Source organism: Bosea vaviloviae (assembly GCF_001741865.1).
Classification (GTDB): Bacteria; Pseudomonadota; Alphaproteobacteria; order Rhizobiales; family Beijerinckiaceae; genus Allobosea; species Allobosea vaviloviae.
In genome coordinates, this window is sequence record NZ_CP017147.1 from 5952303 (window position 1) to 5968951 (window position 16649).

Genomic DNA, 16649 nt, shown 5'->3' on the forward strand with positions numbered 1-16649 from the left:
CCATCTTGGCTTGCCTCATGTGCGCGGGTTGAGCGCGTCGCGCAGGCCGTCGCCGAGCAGGTTGAAGCCGATCGCCACAAAAGCGACCGCCAGGCTCGGCCAGAGGATCATCCACGGGCTCAGATGCATGAAGCGCCTGGCCTCGGCGACCATCAGCCCCCATTCCGAGGCCGGCGGCTGTGCGCCCAGCCCAAGGAAGCTCAAGGTCGCAAACAGCATCACGGCAAAGGCGACGCGGATCGTCATCTCGACGATGATCGGCGCCACGACATTGGGCAGCATCTCGCGCCAGACGATGAAGCGCGCGCTCTCGCCGCGCGCGATCGCGGCGTTGACATAATCCTGCTTGCGCACCGCGAGCGCGACAGAACGCGTCACCCGCGCCATGCCGGGCGTGAAGGCGATGGCGATGGCAAGCAGCGCGTTCAGGCTGCTCTTGCCGAGCAGGTTGACGATCAGCAGCGCCAGCAGCAGGCTCGGGATCGCCATCACCGCATCGACGGTGCGCATGATCGCCTCGTCGCTGCGGCCGCCGAGAAAGGCCGAGATCGTGCCGATCACGGCCCCAGCCAGCGTGCCGAGCGCGGTCGCGAACACCGCCATCACCACGGTGGCGCGCGCGCCATGCAGCAGGCGGCTCAGGATGTCGCGGCCATATTGATCGGTGCCGAGCCAGAACAGCGCGCTCGGCGGCTTGTAGCGCTGCAGGGGCGCGAGGCTTTCGGGGTCATAGGGCGCGATCCACGGGCCCAGGATGACCACGAGCAGGATCAGCCCGACCAGGACGAGCCCGAGAGCGCCCTGCGGCGAGCGCAGCACGCGGCGCAACAGCTCAATCATACTGGATTCTCCGGTCGAGCCGGGCATAGGCGATGTCGGCGAGGAAACTGGCGATGGCGTAGGTCGCAGCCATGATCAGCGCGCCGGCCTGGATCGAGGGCAGGTCGCGACTCTGGATCGCGACGATGAGCTGGCGGCCGATGCCGGGCAGCGCAAAAATCTCCTCGACCACGATGACGCCGCCGAGCAGATAGCCGACATCGAGCGCCACGATCGTGATCGTCGGCAGCAGCGCGTTGCGCAGCGCGTGCTTGTAGAGAACCGTGCGCTTCGGCAGCCCCTTGAGGCGGGCGGCGCGGACATAGTCGGTGTGCAGCACATCGACCAGTTCCGAGCGCACCATGCGCGAGACATGCGCGATCAGGATGACCGAGATGGTCAGGACCGGCAGGACGAGATGCCTGAGGCCCTGCAGCGGGTTCTCGGTCAGCGGCACATAGCCCGTTGCCGGCAGCCATTGCAGCCAATCGGCCAGCACCAGCACGACCAGCGTGGCGGTGACGAATTCCGGCAGCGAGACCCCGATATAGGAGATCACGCTGACCAGAAGATCAGCGATGCGGCCACGCCTGACGGCCGCGATGATGCCCAGTGGCAAGGCCAGCACCAGCATCAGCACGATCGAGAACAAGGCGAGCAGCAGCGAGCGGCCGAGCGCCTCGATCATCACCGGTCCGACTGGCTGGCCGGTGCGCATCGAGACGCCGAAATCACCTCGCAGCACGCCGGCCAGCCAATGGCCGTATTGCGCCCAGATCGACGCATCGAGACCCATCTTGGCGCGTAGCGCGCTGAGCGCTTCAGTCGTCGCATTCTCGCCCAGCATCATGACGGCCGCGTCGGCCGGCAGGATCTGGGTGATCGCGAAGACGATGAGCGACACGACGAGCAGCGTGTAGCCGACCAGCACGATACGCTTGAGGATATAGGCCGGCGACACGCGCGCTGACCCCTCAGGCGCGCTTGGGCGCATTGGCGCCCAGCGAGGCATGATCGAGCCTGAACACCGCGCCGCGCGGATGCAATTCATAGCCCTGCACCCAGTCACGCCGGGCGGCGAGCAGGTCGAAGAAGGTCGGGATGATCGACGGCACCTCGGCATTCATCAGCGCCTGCGCCTGCTTATAAAGCTCGCGGCGCTTGGCCTCGTCGACCGTCGCGCGCGCCTCGTTCACCACCTTGTCGAAGGCGGCGTTGTTCCAGCGCGTCTCGTTCCAGGCGGCGTTGGAGGTGTAGAGCAGAGCGAAGATGGCATCGGCCGTCGGCTGCATATTGTAGAAGCCGACATAGAACGAGCCCTTCTTCCAGACCTGATCGAGATAGGTCGCGTGCGGCATCGTCTCGACATTGATGCGGAAGCCGGCGGGCTTGGCCATCTCGCGCAGCGCCACCGCCATCTGGGTGCGCAGCGAGGGACGGTCGGAGGCGATCAGCGTCGCCTCGAGGCCGTTGGGATAGCCGGCCTCGGCCAGCAGCGCCTTGGCCTTGGCGATGTCGGGCTTCTTCAGCGCCTGCTCGGAATAGAAGCGATAGGCGGCGTTGAGCGGGGTGTCGTTGCCCGGCGTGCCGTAACCCTCGGTGACGAAGTCGACCATCGCGGTGCGGTCCACCGTCAGGGCCAGCGCCTGGCGCACGCGCACATCGTTGAAGGGCTTGGTGTCGCAGCCGAAATTCACGTTGCAGAACTGGCCGGACGGCACGCGCAGCCCCTTGACGCCGGCGGCCTTCTCCAGCCGGCCGTACTCGGTCGGCTGGGCGGTCGAGATCAGGTCGGTGTCGCCCGCGATCAGGGCCGAGCTTTCGGCGCTGATGTCGGGGTAGACCACGACATCGATGCGATCGAGATAAGGCCGCGCCTTGTCGTAATAGGCGTCGTTGCGGGCGACCACGATAAGCCGCTCCGGCTCGAAGGAGACCAGTTTGAACGGGCCGGTGCCGACAGCTTCGCGGTCGAGACGGCCAAGCCCGGCCTTGATCACCGCCGCGGGCACGATCTTGGCGTTGGTATAGGCCAGCGCGACCGGCAGATCGGCATAGGGCGCCGAGAGCGTGAAGACGACGGTGGCGTCGTCCTTCGCGGCGACCTTGCTGATAGGGCCGACATTCTGGCGCGCCGGCGAGGCGGTCTTGGCGTCGAGGATCGCCTCGAAGGTCGCGACCACGTCGGCGGCCGTGAAGGCGCTGCCGTCATGGAAGGTCACGCCCTTGCGCAGGACAAAGGTCCATTCGAGCAGGTCGGCGGAGTTGCTCCAGGATTCGGCCAGGTCCGGTTCGACGCTCATATCGACCTTGAGGCGTGTCAGCGCGGAATAGAGCAGCTCCGAGACCAGATATTCCGGGTTCACCCGGGTCACGAGCGGGTTCAGCTTGGCCACGGCCTGGTCGACGCTGACGCGCAGCGTGCCGCCCCGGCGGGGAGCCTGGGCCTGCGCCACGGCATCGAAGCCGGTCATGGCAAAACCGCTGAGTGCAGCGGAGGCGGCGAGAAAATGGCGACGATTGACGCTCGGCATGAGGCGCTCCTTCAGCTTTGGGATGAGGTGTTTTCGGGGATCAATTCAGGCGCGAAATCGGCGGCGAGGTAAGCGAGGACACTGCGCGCCAGGGCGACCAGATCGGTTGTCGTGGTGTGTTCGCCCGGCGCATGGATGCTGCGGCTCGGGCGACCAAGCCCGCCGAGCAGGACCTCCTGCATGCCAGTAGTGCGCTGGACCCAGCCGAAATCGGAGCAGCTCGCAGCGCCCCATTTGCGGAACTCCTCAGGCGCGTAGCCGAAGCCCTGCCCCATGGCGCGCTGCCAGCGCGGCCAATGCGGCCCGGTTGGATCGGAGGTCGGAGCGAGATGACCGACCAGGGCGGTTTCGACCGACAGGCCCGGCGTCTTCGCGACCGCCTTGCGGACCACGGCCTCGATCTCCGCCAAAGCCTCCTCGAAAGGCTCCTCGGGCGCGTAACGGCGGTTGAGCGTCAGTTCGAGCAGCGCCGGCACCTGTCCGCCGGCCGTACCGCCCTTGATCGTCGCGATGTTGAGCTGCGCCGCCAGCGCCGGCTTGCCCGGCGGCGGCGGGAGGGCCGAGATACGCGTCGCTACGCGCGCCTTCAGCAGCGCCAGCGCATCGAGCAACGGCAGCGCACCCTCGATCGCGTTGAGGCCGGAGCCGGAGCGATTGCCCTCGCCGGCATGCACCGCCTGGCCGCGCACCCGGACCAGCAGGTTGAAAAGACCAAAGCAGCCGGCCCAGATGCGGGCATCCGCGCTGCCATTGAAATTCAGGACATGGCCTTCGAGACGGCCCTGCTCGGCGAGATAGCGGATGCCGGGATAGAGCCCGCCTTCCTCATCGGTGCAGAACAGCAGCATCGGATCATAGGCAAGCGCGACATTGCAGGCTTCCGCCGCGCGCAGCGCCAGCAGCACGGCTGCAATGCAGCCCTTCATGTCGGCGGCGCCGAGCCCGATCAGCCTGTCGCCATCCCGCGTCATGCGCAGCGGATCGCCCTGCCAACCGGGCGCGGCCGGCACGGTGTCGACATGGAAGTACAGACCGCAGACCGGTTTGCCGCTGCGCCGCGTCGCGATCAGATTGGTCCGGGGGCCGAAGGCCGGCCCGCCCGGCACCTGCCAGAGTATGTCCGGCACCGCGACGCGCTCATGCGCGAAGCTAAGCGGCGCGACCAGCCCCTCCATCAGATCGGCGAAGGCGTCGTAGCCCCGCCCCGGCGGAAAGGAAGTGTCGACTGCGATCATCGCGCCGAGATCGTTGGCAGCACTTTCAACCGCATCAGTGATCCACGCCATGGCCTGCGCCAAGCACCGCACTGAGGCGGAAGCATCCTGTCTCGGGGCGGAAGCGGAGGTCATCGCGATCAGCGCGCCGAGACGGCGCTTGTCGCGCGCAGCCGCGATCTGCGATGGAGACGCTGTGCGGGCCGAACTGGCGTCGCCATTTGCAAGAACCTCGCATTCATATAAACTATATAGAAATAGGAACGAGCGCATGCCTGCTGTCAATGCCAAAAAAACGACGGCCGCTGCCTCAGAACCCGCCACGCAACGGGCAAACGCCCAGCCCAGGCTTCCCAACCTGGCCAATAGCGATGCGGCCCCGCTTTACGAGAAGGTGAAGCGCCATATGTCGGAGGCCATTCTGGTCGGCGAATGGCAGCCGGGCATGGTGCTTCCCAACGAGACGGCGCTTGCCCAAGGTTTCGGCATCGCGGTCGGCACGGTGCGCCGGGCGATGAGCGATCTCGTCGCGGAAGGCCTGCTCTCGCGCCGGCGCAAGACCGGCACGGTGGTGACCGGCCGCAGCCCGCATCACAGCCTGCGCTTCTTCTTCCAGTATTTTCGGCTGCACCGCGCCGATGGCAGCCTGACCCGCTCGACCAGCCAGATGCTCAGCGTGGAGCATGCACAGGCGACGCCCGAGCAGGCCGCCCTGCTGCAGATCAAGCCGGATGCCGAAGTGGTGAAGCTGCATCGCATCCGCCATGCCGACGGCAAGCCGGTGATGCATGACCGTTTGGTCCTCGCGGCGGAGCGCGTGCCCGGCCTGCCGCGCGATCCCGCCGCCCTGCCCGAGCTGCTCTACTTACATCTGCTGGAGCGCTACGGCGTCCGCATCTCGGCCGTGCGCGAGCAGATCGCGGCCGATCTCGCCAAGGACGAGGACATCGCCCTGCTCGATCTCACCGGGCGCGAGGCGGTGCTGACGATCGAGGAAGTGGCCTATGACCAGGCCGGCGTGCCGACCATCCTGGGCCAGCACCGCGCGACCACCCGAGCCCATATCTACGTCAACGAGGTGCGTTAGCCTCACACGGAGCCACGCCGTCATCCTGGGCGACCAAAGGTCGACCCGGGATCCATCGTAGAGTGCGGTGGCCTCCGATGGATCCGGGCACCCCGCTTCACTGCGGCCAGCACGGCGTGGTTCCTGCGAACTCCACTCAACCCTAGGCGACGACCGTCGGCTCCGTCCGGCCGGTACGTTCCGCCAGTTCCGTGATCGCCGCGGCAGCCTTCGCGAGGGGCTCCAGCACAACCGCGGGATCGAGCCCATGCCGCGCCGGATCCGGCTCGAAGCGCTCCAGATAGATCCTGAGCGTCGCCCCCTTGGTGCCCGTCCCCGAGAGCCGGAAGACGATGCGGGCGTCATTGTCGAACAGGATGCGGAGGCCCTGGCGCTCGGTCACCGAGCCGTCGACCGGATCGGTGTAGCTGAACTCGTCAGCAGCAGTGACGGTCATGCCGGCAAAGCTTTGCCCCGGCAGGGTCGCGAGCCTGCCCCTGAGCGCGGCGACGAGGTCGTTGGCGACCTTGCTGTCGATCTCCTCATAGTCATGGCGCTGGTAGTAGTCGCGGCCATAGCGGCGCCAGTGATCGGCGACGATCTCGGTCACGGATTGCTTGCGCGCCGCGACGATGGAGAGCCAGAGCAAGACCGCCCAGACGCCATCCTTCTCGCGGATATGGCTTGACCCCGTCCCCGCGCTTTCCTCACCGCAGAGCGAGATCATTCCCGCGTCGAGCAGCGAGCCGAAGAACTTCCAGCCTGTCGGCGTCTCGTAGAGCGGCAGGTTGAGCCCCTTTGCGACGCGGTCGAGCGCGCGGCTCGTCGGCATCGAGCGGGCGACACCCTTGAGGCCGGCGGCATAGCCCGGCGCGAGATGGGCGTTGGCGGCGAGGATCGCGACGCTGTCGCTTGGCGCCACGACCTGGCCGCCGGGACCCACGATCAGGTTGCGGTCGCCGTCGCCGTCGGAGGCCGCGCCGAAATCGAGCTTCTCCGCCCCGGCCATCGCCGCGATCAATTCGGCCGCATAGACCGGGTTCGGATCCGGGTGCAGCCCGCCGAAATCGGGCAGCGGCACCGCGTTCATGACGCTGCCCGCCGGCGCGCCCAGGCGCTCCTCGAAGATGCGCCGGCCATAGGGACCGGTGACCGCGTTCATGGCGTCGAAGCGCATCCGGAAGCCCGAGCGCAACAGGGCACTGAGTCTGTCGAAATCGAACAGGGTCTGCATCAAGGCGACATAATCGGTGACCGGATCGATCACCTCGACGACCTGGCCCGAACCGAGCGTGGTCATCCCGATCGTTCCCAGCGCGAGCTCGAGACCGTCCGCAATCTGGTATGCCGTGATCTCACGCGTGCGGGCGAAGATCGCCGTGGTCACTGCAGGCGCGGCCGGCCCGCCATTATCGGCATTGAACTTGATGCCGAAATCGCCGTCCGGCCCGCCTGGATTATGGCTCGCCGACAGCACGATGCCGCCTTGCGCGCCGCGCTTGCGAATGATCGCCGAGACGGCGGGCGTGGACAAAAGCCCGCTTTGGCCCACGACGATGCGCGCGACGCCATTGGCGAGCGCCATGGCGACGATGACCCGGACGGCCTCGGCATTATGGAAGCGGCCGTCACCGCCCAGGATCAGCGTGCCGCCGCGCAATTCCGGAACGGCGTCGAAGATCGATTGAACGAAGTTCTCAAGATAATGCGGCTGCTGGAAAACCGGGACCGCCTTGCGCAGGCCCGACGTGCCGGGCTCCTGGTCGGGAAAGGGGCTCGTCTCAATGCGGAGAACCCGCAACGCGTTCGACATGCTGACTCCGGATAGGCGGGAACACTATGGGCAGGAACGATCTGGGGATAAGAACGATCTGGGGCAGGAACGATCTGGGCTGACTAGCACGAAGCTCATGCCGCTGGCAGCCCAGGCTCGTCGAAGGCTAGGCGCGGAACAAGGCGAAAATCTGCGGGCCAACCGCACCCGCGACCCAAGCGTCGGCCTGCGGAATTCTCTGTCGCCCACAAGCTGGCAAGGGGCGCCTGTTACGCCCAAGCCAAGAATTCGGCGCCTGGAGGCCGCCGTTCGGCGCTCAAATGCCCGAACGTCAGCATATGCCTCGGAAAGCAGATGCGGTCTTGGCTGGTTTCTTGCCGGCGCGGAATCGAACACTATGATTACCAAGGATTTAATGTTACCGTTGAAATGCGGTATATCGGAAGCGTTCTCATGATCTGGCTGACGCTGATCTATGGAGCTGGCGGTGCGTGGTTCGGCCTGAACTCAATCGTGGAGTTGCCGACGCGCCGCGTCACTTGGAGCGATGCGATCACGATCGCATTCGTCAGCGCTGGATGGCCGCTCATCCTCGCTTCGCTTGGCGCATTTGCTCTTTTTCATCGGGCGCCCAAGCAAATTCACGCCATGTCTCGTAACATCAGCGTCGTCGACCAGCGCAACCGCCAATTCTAACCTTGCCGCAGAACGCCTGCAGCGCAGATACAGGCAGGATTTCCTGCCCATAACGCGTTCGATTGGCAGATGTGTAGAGACGCAGGGTCCTATCGCGGACAGCCAGCGAAGCAGGAATCGGCATATCCGCGTCGTCATAGCGAAGCGAAAAGAGTCCTGACCATACCGCCCAACACAAGAGGACCGCGCCTGATCTGACAGGCGCGATCACCCGGCTGCACTATAGTGTATCGGACGCAGCAGAGCCGGCCGTCAGTTACAGACCATGACCCGGCGCGTCACGACATAACCCCAAGGGTTGTAATAGCGCCGCCACACCGGGTAGCAGCCGCCGTTGTAATAGTGGTTGTTGTAGTAATAGGGCGCCCCCAACGCGAACGCGAAGGCCGGCCCGCCCCAGAAGAAGCGGCCGCGCTGGACATGCCGGCCGTGGAAGAAAGCCGCTCGGCCGGCAAAGGCCGGTCGCGCAAAGCCGCGATGAAAGCTGCCGCCATGGAAGGCCATGCCACCACGATGGAAGCCACCACCATGGGGACGCGCCTCGGCGGGTGCCGACCATGCGATGACGCCTGCGGACATCACTGCCGCGGCGAGAGCCGCAGTAGTCGTCTTGCTGATGCTGAAGGCCTTGCTGATGCTGAAGGCCTTGCTGATGCTGAAGGCCTTGCTGATGCTGAAGGCCTTGCTGATGCTGAAGGCCTTGTTGGTGCTGCAGGTCTTGTTGGTGCCGCAGGTCTTGTTGGTGCCGAATCTCGAGATCATGACGGTTCCCCCATCACAATGAGCCTCGCCCTAGACTGAAATCTCGGCCTTCCCGCATGAACATACAATGAACATCAACCATGGCTCCGGCCTTGGAGGCTGTCGTCGCGATCACATCTCGGTGACCGCTCGTTCCAGGCCTCTCTTGGGCAAATGCTTCCCCGCGCGAATGCCGCCAATCTCCGGCGTCAGCCCGGCAGCCATGAGGAGGCCGCGCGCCGCTCCGCTGCGGACCCTTGCGTTGGAAATCGGCGGAACCCGCTGCGAACCGCGGCGCAACCCCTCCCCGTTACACCCCCGGCAGGCGATAATCCTTGAACTGCTCGCGCAGTGCCGTCTTCTGGATCTTGCCCGTCGCGGTATGGGGGATCGCCTCGACCAGCACGACATCGTCGGGCAGCCACCATTTCGCGATCTTGCCGGTCATGAAGGCGAGCATCTCGTCCTTGCCCGGCGTGCGGCCCGGCTTGGGCACGATCACCAGCAGCGGCCGCTCGTCCCATTTCGGGTGGGTGACGCCGATGACCGCGGCTTCGAGCACATCGGGATGGCCGACAGCGAGGTTTTCGAGATCGATCGAGGAGATCCACTCACCGCCCGACTTGATCACGTCCTTGGAGCGGTCGGTGATCTGCATGTAGCCGGCGGCGTCGATGGTGCCGACATCGCCGGTGTCGAAAAAGCCCTGCTCGTCGAGGATCGGCTCGTCCTCGCGGCGGAAATAGGCGCCAGCCACAGCGGGGCCGCGCACCTTGAGCCGGCCGAAGGTCGCGCCGTCCCAGGGCTGATCCATGCCGGCATCGTCGGTGATGCGAAACTCGACGGTGAAGGGTGGATGGCCCTGCTTCATCTTGAGATCGAGCAGCGCCTCGCCTTCGAGATCGGCATAGACCGGCTTGACCGAGCAGAACGACCCGATCGGGCTCATCTCGGTCATGCCCCAGGCATGGGCGACGGTGACGCCGTATTTGCGCTCGAAGGCTTCCGTCATCGCGCGCGGACAGGCAGAGCCGCCGATCATGACGCGCTTCAGCGAGGTCAGGCCCGCGCCCGTCGCCTCCAGATGCTGGAGCAGCCCGAGCCAGACCGTGGGCACCGCCGCGGTGACCGTCACGCCCTCCCCTTCGAGCAACTCCAGCAGCGAGGCGCCGTCGAGCTTGGCGCCCGGCAGCACGAGCTTGGCTCCGGTCATCGGCGCGGAATAGGCCAGCGACCAGCTATTGGCGTGGAACAATGGTACCACCGGCAGCACCGTGTCGCGCGAGGAGAGCGCCAGATAGTCCGGCGCGGCGCAGGCCATCGCGTGCAGCACGTTGGAGCGGTGCGAATAGAGCACGCCCTTGGGTCCGCCCGTGGTGCCCGAGGTGTAGCAGAGCCCGGCGGCCGTGTTCTCGCCGAGCTTTGCCCAGGCGAAGTCGTCATCGGCCTCGGAGAGCCAGTCTTCATAGGCGACCGCGCCCTTGAGCGCGGTCTCAGGCATATGGGCGGCATCGGTCAGGATGACGAAACGTTCGACGCTCGGAATCTTTGCCTGCAACTGCTCGACCAGGGCTACGAAGGTCAGGTCGAGGAACAGCATCCTGTCGCCGGCATGGTCGATGATCCCTGCGATCTGCTCCGGGAACAGGCGCGGATTCACCGTATGCGTGATCGCGCCCATGCCGCTGATGCCATACCAGAGCTCGAGATGGCGGTCCGTGTTCCAGGCCAGCGTCGCCACCCTGTCGCCCGGCACCATGCCTTCGCGGCCGAGCCGCTTGGCGACCTGCAAGGCGCGCTGGCGCAATTGCGCATAGGTCGTGCGCCTTATGGAGCCATCCTCCACCGCCCGGCTGACGACCTCGCGCGTGCCGTGCTGGATCGCGGCATGGTCGATGATCCGGTGCAGCAGCAGCGGCCAGTCCTGCATCAAGCCGAGCATCGGCGCCTCCCCGAAATCTTGTTTGTTGTTGCGGGCAGAATAGGCCCAAGCCACGCGGATATGAAAGCGGGGCTCGCGCCCGGGAGCGAGATGGTTTAGGTCGTATCTATTCCGTCCGGAGAGCCCGAAGCCCGTGTCCGCCTCCAACCTCGCCCCGAGCCTTGAGCCTGCCGAGCCCGATCGCGTCTGGTTCCGTTTCATGCGGCTGCACCAGCGCATGCTCATCCAGATGACCGCGCGTATCCGGGCGCTCGGGCTCTCGATTCCGCAATTCGATCTGCTCTCGACGCTGACCGAGCGCGAGGGCATCAGCCAGAGCGAACTCGCCGAGCGGCTCTATGTTACCAAGGGCAATGTCTCGGGCCTCGCCGACCGCCTCGTCCAGGCAGGCCTCGTCGAGCGCCGGGCGATCGCGGGCGACCGGCGCTCCTATGCGATGCACCTGACCCCGGAAGGCCGCAGGCTGGCTGAGGCCGGCATTGCCGCGCAGCGCGATTTCGTCGCCAACACGCTGGGCAAGCTTCCAGGCGACGACCTCACCGAGCTCGACCGCCTGGTTAAGGCCTGGCGCGACCTGGCCCGCGCCGTCGACGCCAACTGACGCCGCCGGGCGCGCAAGCACGGCATGGAGAAGACCGCGAGATGAGCGCGACGATCGATCTCACAGCCTCCGCAATGAGCCTGAGGGAAGCGCTTCTCGCGCGCCGTTTCACCGCGAGTGACCTGCTCGAAGCCAGCCTCGCCCGCATCGACGCGCTCAATCCCGGCCTCAACGCCATCATCGCGCAGGATCGCGATCTCGCCCGCGCCGCGGCGCGCGAATCCGACAGGCGCATCGTCTCCGGCGCGGCCCGCCCCTTGGAAGGGCTGCCCGTCACGATCAAGGACGCCTTCGACGTCGCCGGCCTGCCCTCCTCCGGCGGCTTGCCGGCCTATCGCGAGCGCATCCCGGCGGAGGATGCGACCGCCGTCGCAAGGCTTCGCGCAGCCGGCGTCGTCATCATCGGCAAGAGCAATGTCCCGGTCTTCTCCGGCGATTTCCAGAGCTACAACCCGGCCCATGGCGTGACCAACAATCCCTGGGACGCGGCCTGTTCGCCCGGCGGCTCATCGGGCGGTGCAACGACAGCAGTCGCGACCGGCATGTGCGCCTTCGAGCTCGGCTCGGATCTCGGCGGCTCGATCCGCTGGCCGGCCCATGCCAGCGGGGTCTTCGGTCTCAAGACGAGCTGGGGGCTGGTCTCAACCTGGGGCGCCATTCCCCCGCCGCCCGAGCGGCGCACGCTGCGCAATGCCGACCTCCTTGTCGCCGGGCCGATCACGCGGGCGGCCGGGGATCTCGATATGATCCTGCCGGTGCTGGCCGGCCCGCGCGATGCGACCACGCCCGGCCCCGCGCTGACACCGCCCCGGCGCGAAACGGCGCAGGGCCTGCGGGTGGCGCTCTGGGCCGAGGACCCCTTCGCCCCGGTCGATCGCGAAGTCTCCGACGCCGTGCGCGAGGCAGCGCGGCAATTGCAGGTTGGAGGTGCGACCATCGACGAGACCGCCCGGCCCTCGCTGCGCTTCGCCGAGGCCTTCGAAGTCTATGCGCTGCTCAACCACGCCGTCGTCGCCTATGGCCTGCCGCCAAAGATACGCGCCCGCATCCAGGCGCAGGCCTCAGGCTTCAGCCCCAATGATCTCTCGCATCAATCCCTGCAGGCGCGCGGCGCGCGGATGACGCCGGACCTCTATCAGCAACTCTCCCAGCGCAGGCTGGCGCTGAAGCGGCGCTGGGCCAGCTTCTTCGCACGTTACGACGTGCTGCTCTGCCCGCCCGCGCCCGTGGCCGCGATCCCACACGACCATGCGCCCGACATCCATGCCAGGCGGTTGAGCGTGAACGGCGAGCCGCGCCCCTATCTCGATTTCCTGCTCTGGGCCTCGCTCGCCACAGGCGCGGACCTGCCCGCTTTGAGCGCGCCGGTGCGTCTCTCGCAGGCGGGATTGCCGCTCGGCGTGCAGGTCATCGCGGCAGCCGGCGAGGACCGCATGGCGATCGCCGTCGGCGCCATGCTGGAGCGCTCCGGCGCCGGCTATCGCACTCCGCCCGGGACCCGCTCAATATCCTGACGCAGCCATGCCGCCCCGCGCCAGAGTCTGCGCAGGCCTGCGTGAAAATCGCTCAGCTTTTGCGCCGCACCCGGTCTATGCTCGCATAAGTAATCCATAAAGATCGGGAACCGCACGATGCTGTCCAACCTCGCCGTCCGCGATATCGAGACCCTCGTCCATCCCTATACGAACCTCGCGACGCATCGCGAGGTCGGCCCGCTCGTGCTCGAGAGCGGCAAGGGCGTCTATGTCTACGACACCGCCGGCAAGGAATATATCGAGGGTATGGCGGGGCTGTGGTGCACCTCGCTCGGCTACTCCAATCAGGAGCTGATCGAGACCGCCACCGAGCAGATGAAGAAGCTGCCCTTCACCCATATCTTCGGCGGCCGCAGCCATGATCCGGCGATCGAGCTGGCCGAGAAGCTGAAGGAAATCGCTCCGGTTCCGATCTCGAAGGTCTTCTATGGCGCGTCCGGCTCAGACGCCAACGACACCCAGGTGAAGATCGTCTGGTACATGAACAATGCGCTCGGCCGGCCGCAGAAGAAGAAGATCATCTCGCGGCTGAAGGGCTATCACGGCGTCACCGTCGCCTCGGCCTCGCTGACCGGCCTGCCCAACAACCATATCGACTTCGACCTGCCGCTGCCGGGCATCATGCACACCTCCTGCCCGCATCACTACCGCTTCGCCGAGCCCGGCGAGAGCGAGCAGGATTTCTCGTCGCGGCTTGCCGCCGAGCTCGAGGACATGATTCTGCGCGAGGGGCCCGACACGGTCGCCGCCTTCATCGCCGAGCCGGTGATGGGCGCCGGCGGTGCGATCCTGCCGCCGGAAGGTTATTTCGAGAAGATCAACGCGATCCTGGCGAAATACGACATCCTCTTCATCTCGGACGAGGTCATCACCGGCTTTGGCCGCACCGGCAACATGTTCGGCACCACGACCTATGGCATGAAGGCCGACACGATCTCGCTCGCCAAGCAGATCACCTCGGCCTATTTCCCGCTCAGCGCGGTGATGCTGAGCGAGCAGGTCTATGACGTGCTCGTCGACCAGAGCCGCAAGATCGGCGTCTTCGGCCATGGCAACACCTATGCCGGCCATCCCGTCGGCTGCGCGATCGCGGTCAAGACGCTGGAGATCTACCAGCGCGAGAAGATCGTTGAGCATGTCCGCAAGGTCTCCCCGACCTTCGTCAAGCGATTGGAGAAGCTCGGCGAGCATCCCCTCGTCGGCGAAGCGCGCGGCGTCGGCCTGATCGGAGGCGTGGAGCTGGTCAAGGACAAGCAGACCAAGGCCCCGTTCGAGGCCAAGAAGGGCGTCGGCGCCAAATCGGTGGTCTTCGCGCAGGAAGAAGGCCTGATCACCCGCGCCATGGGCGACCGCGTCGCTTTCTGCCCGCCGTTGATCATCACCGAGGCCGAGATCGAGGAGATGTTCAACCGCTATGAGCGCGCCCTGAACAAGACGCTCAACTGGGCCAAGGCCGAGGGCCTGCTGGCGGCCTGAGCCTCCTCATTCATCATTGTGGCGGCCGGTTACGGCCGCATACAATTCGACACGGAGAGATCACGATCACGCCGCGCCAGCGGCGGGATCCATTGCCAATATGATGTCGACCGGTGGCCAGGAACCATCGGCCTGCTGAAGTCGACACCATCCACGGCCATGATTTCACCCAATATCTCGTGCAACCACACAAGCGAGCGCGGGCTTCCACGTTACCTCCGCTAGGGAAGTCGATGCTTTTCGTTTCCGTCCGATCGCCGTTCGCGCAATTGCCGATGGAACGAGATGCATATCAGCCGCGTTGGATGACGACGCGAAGGATCAACCATCCCGGCTTGCCGGTGTCCTTCGCGATGGCTTCGACGACCGATCGTCGTAGATACTTCTTCGAGACCCTCGATGATTGACCGGCGCCGAGTTCTCCAAGCTCTCGCCGGTCTTTTTTTCGCCGGCCTCGGCACGACCGGCTATGCCGCGGTATGGGAGCCCGAGCAGCTGCGCGTGACGCGCTATGGCCTGACGCCGCGTGGCTGGCCCAGCGGGCGGCGCCTGCGCCTGGCCGTGATTTCCGACCTGCATATCGGCGGGTTGCACGTCCCGCTCGCGCGAGTCGCCGACATCGTGACGCGGACCAATGCCCTGAAACCGGACCTGACGCTCCTGCTCGGCGATTTCGTCGCGAGCCGCGCGCGCCGCGCCTCGGACCCGCCCATGCAGGCCTGGGCAGGGGAGCTCGCACGGCTTCAGGCCAAGGACGGCGTCTACGCCGTGCTGGGCAACCATGACTGGTGGCATGATGCGCCGACGCAAACCGCCCGCTCCGGCCCGACCCAGGTGGGCGCGGCGCTGGAGGCCAACGGCATCGCCGTGCTGCAAAATCGCGCCTTGAAGCTCGACACGGCGGCGGGCCCGCTCTGGCTCGCCGGCCTCGGCGACCAGATCGCCTTCCTGCCGCGCGTCCAGGGCCTGCCCCATGGCGTCGACGACCTCACTGGGACATTGGCGCAGATCGATGACGACGGCACACCCGTGATCATGATGGCGCATGAGCCCGACGCCTTCGTGCGCATGCCGCCGCGCATCGCGCTGACCTTGTCGGGCCACACTCATGGCGGCCAGGTCAGGCTGTTCGGCTGGGCGCCGGTCGTGCCTTCGCGCTATGGTGGGCGTTACGCCTATGGCCATATCCGCGAGAGTGACGGACGCGACCTGATCGTTTCGGGGGGAATCGGCACCAGCATCCTGCCGGTCAGACTCGGCATGCCGCCGGAGATCGTCCTGGTGGAGCTAGGCTAGCGCCGAGCTATGGCGCTTAGGTTTGCTGTTCATGCTGGGAACCGCGCCGTCATCCTGGGCGACCGAAGGTCGTCCCGGGATCCATCGAAGGGCTATGGCGCTCTACGATGAATCCCGGAGCTGCGCCGCTTACGCGGCTTGTCCAGGATGACGCGGTGGTTCCGAGTCAAGGCGGCGCGCTTAGAGCATTGCGCGAAAAAGTGGGTACCGGTTTTTCGCGGGAGCAATGCTCTAAACTTTTAGAATCGATCACGTTTTTCGCATTCGGACCATTCTGTCCGAATGCGACGTGATCGAGGCGCCGCCGCGCCCTCAGCGAACGATCACCTTGGTGCCGACCGGCACGCGGTTGAACAGATCGACCACATCGATATTGCGCATGCGGATGCAGCCCGACGAGGCGGAATGACCGATCGTCTCGGGCTCGTTGGTGCCGTGGATGCGGTAAAGCGTGTCGCGCCCGTTCTGGTAGAGATACAGCGCGCGCGCGCCCAACGGGTTTTCCGGCCCGCCTTCCATGCCGCCGGCGAAAGGCTTCAGATGCGGCCAGCGCACCAGCATCTCGGATGGCGGCGTCCAGCGCGGCCACTCGGCCTTGCGCTGGATCACCGCTTCGCCGGTCCAGCCGAAGGCCTCGTCGCCGGTGGCGACCGCATAGCGGATCGCCTTCTTGTTCGGCTCGACATAATAGAGATATTTCTCGGTCGTATCGATCAGGATCGTGCCCGGCGCGAGCCCGGTCGGATCGGTGATCTCATAAGGAAGCTGTGTGACGTAGTGCTCGAACTTCGGCACCAGCGCGATATATTCGACGTCGCGTGCGGACAGGGCCGGCGCATTCACACTCTTGTACTGGCAAGCTCCTAGAAGGGTCGCCAGCGCCAGAGATAGGATCACGGTCTGTTTCATGCATTCCATCCAAGCGGCCCTGCGGCGACTTTTATGATGAATCGAA

General features: G+C 65.9%; 14 protein-coding genes. 6 read left to right on the forward strand and 8 right to left on the reverse strand.

All coding sequences use genetic code 11. The features are described from left to right. Positions 1–15: 15 nt before the first annotated feature. From BHK69_RS27550 to BHK69_RS27565, 4 genes are read right to left on the reverse strand one after another with little or no spacing between them, the layout of a single operon-like run. The gene (locus BHK69_RS27550) at positions 16–840 is read right to left on the reverse strand and encodes an ABC transporter permease (protein WP_069692896.1); all 825 of its coding nucleotides are present in this window, start codon (positions 838–840) and stop codon (positions 16–18) included. Continuing rightward, positions 833–1780: an ABC transporter permease gene (locus tag BHK69_RS27555; RefSeq protein ID WP_069692897.1), complete on the reverse strand. Its 948-nt coding sequence runs from the start codon at positions 1778–1780 to the stop codon at positions 833–835. The genes BHK69_RS27550 and BHK69_RS27555 overlap by 8 nt, the downstream gene beginning before the upstream one ends. Before the next feature lie 13 nt (positions 1781–1793). After that, a complete protein-coding gene (locus tag BHK69_RS27560; RefSeq protein WP_069692898.1) occupies positions 1794–3353 on the reverse strand; it encodes an ABC transporter substrate-binding protein in 1560 nt (519 codons plus the stop codon). An 11-nt stretch (positions 3354–3364) separates the two neighbouring features. Beyond that, positions 3365–4639, reverse strand: a complete 1275-nt coding sequence (locus BHK69_RS27565; protein ID WP_244548343.1) for a M20 family metallopeptidase — start codon at positions 4637–4639, stop codon at positions 3365–3367. Between the two features lie 199 nt (positions 4640–4838). Here BHK69_RS27565 and BHK69_RS27570 point away from each other — a divergent pair, with 199 nt between their 5' ends. Beyond that, a complete protein-coding gene (locus tag BHK69_RS27570; protein WP_083269719.1) occupies positions 4839–5654 on the forward strand; it encodes a GntR family transcriptional regulator in 816 nt (271 codons plus the stop codon). A gap of 142 nt (positions 5655–5796) precedes the next feature. Here the strand turns inward: BHK69_RS27570 and BHK69_RS27575 are convergent, their stop codons facing one another. Continuing rightward, positions 5797–7434: an alpha-D-glucose phosphate-specific phosphoglucomutase gene (locus BHK69_RS27575; protein ID WP_069694015.1), complete on the reverse strand. Its 1638-nt coding sequence runs from the start codon at positions 7432–7434 to the stop codon at positions 5797–5799. Positions 7435–7860: 426 nt separating this feature from the next. Here BHK69_RS27575 and BHK69_RS27580 point away from each other — a divergent pair, with 426 nt between their 5' ends. Further along, positions 7861–8103 (forward strand): hypothetical protein, encoded by a 243-nt coding sequence (locus BHK69_RS27580; RefSeq protein WP_069692899.1) that lies wholly within the window; start codon positions 7861–7863, stop codon positions 8101–8103. Between the two features lie 252 nt (positions 8104–8355). Here the strand turns inward: BHK69_RS27580 and BHK69_RS27585 are convergent, their stop codons facing one another. Together BHK69_RS27585 and BHK69_RS27590 are read right to left on the reverse strand one after the other, a co-directional pair. Continuing rightward, a complete protein-coding gene (locus BHK69_RS27585; RefSeq protein WP_244548344.1) occupies positions 8356–8865 on the reverse strand; it encodes a hypothetical protein in 510 nt (169 codons plus the stop codon). A gap of 289 nt (positions 8866–9154) precedes the next feature. Further along, positions 9155–10786: a long-chain-fatty-acid--CoA ligase gene (locus tag BHK69_RS27590; RefSeq protein WP_069694017.1), complete on the reverse strand. Its 1632-nt coding sequence runs from the start codon at positions 10784–10786 to the stop codon at positions 9155–9157. 199 nt (positions 10787–10985) lie between these two features. Between BHK69_RS27590 and BHK69_RS27595 the strand changes: the two genes are divergently transcribed. From BHK69_RS27595 to BHK69_RS27610, 4 genes are all read left to right on the forward strand, one after another. Continuing rightward, positions 10986–11387 (forward strand): MarR family winged helix-turn-helix transcriptional regulator, encoded by a 402-nt coding sequence (locus tag BHK69_RS27595; protein ID WP_083269917.1) that lies wholly within the window; start codon positions 10986–10988, stop codon positions 11385–11387. Between the two features lie 41 nt (positions 11388–11428). Next, positions 11429–12901 carry an amidase family protein gene (locus tag BHK69_RS27600; protein WP_069692901.1) on the forward strand — a complete coding sequence of 491 codons (1473 nt, stop codon included), beginning with the start codon at positions 11429–11431 and terminating at the stop codon, positions 12899–12901. Positions 12902–13018: 117 nt separating this feature from the next. Next, a complete protein-coding gene (locus BHK69_RS27605; protein WP_069692902.1) occupies positions 13019–14398 on the forward strand; it encodes an aspartate aminotransferase family protein in 1380 nt (459 codons plus the stop codon). Positions 14399–14797: 399 nt separating this feature from the next. Beyond that, positions 14798–15694 (forward strand): metallophosphoesterase, encoded by an 897-nt coding sequence (locus BHK69_RS27610; RefSeq protein WP_069692903.1) that lies wholly within the window; start codon positions 14798–14800, stop codon positions 15692–15694. A gap of 312 nt (positions 15695–16006) precedes the next feature. On the opposite strand, the gene BHK69_RS27615 is transcribed toward BHK69_RS27610, so the two are convergent. After that, positions 16007–16603 carry a L,D-transpeptidase gene (locus BHK69_RS27615; RefSeq protein WP_069692904.1) on the reverse strand — a complete coding sequence of 199 codons (597 nt, stop codon included), beginning with the start codon at positions 16601–16603 and terminating at the stop codon, positions 16007–16009. Between the last annotated feature and the right edge of the window lie 46 nt (positions 16604–16649).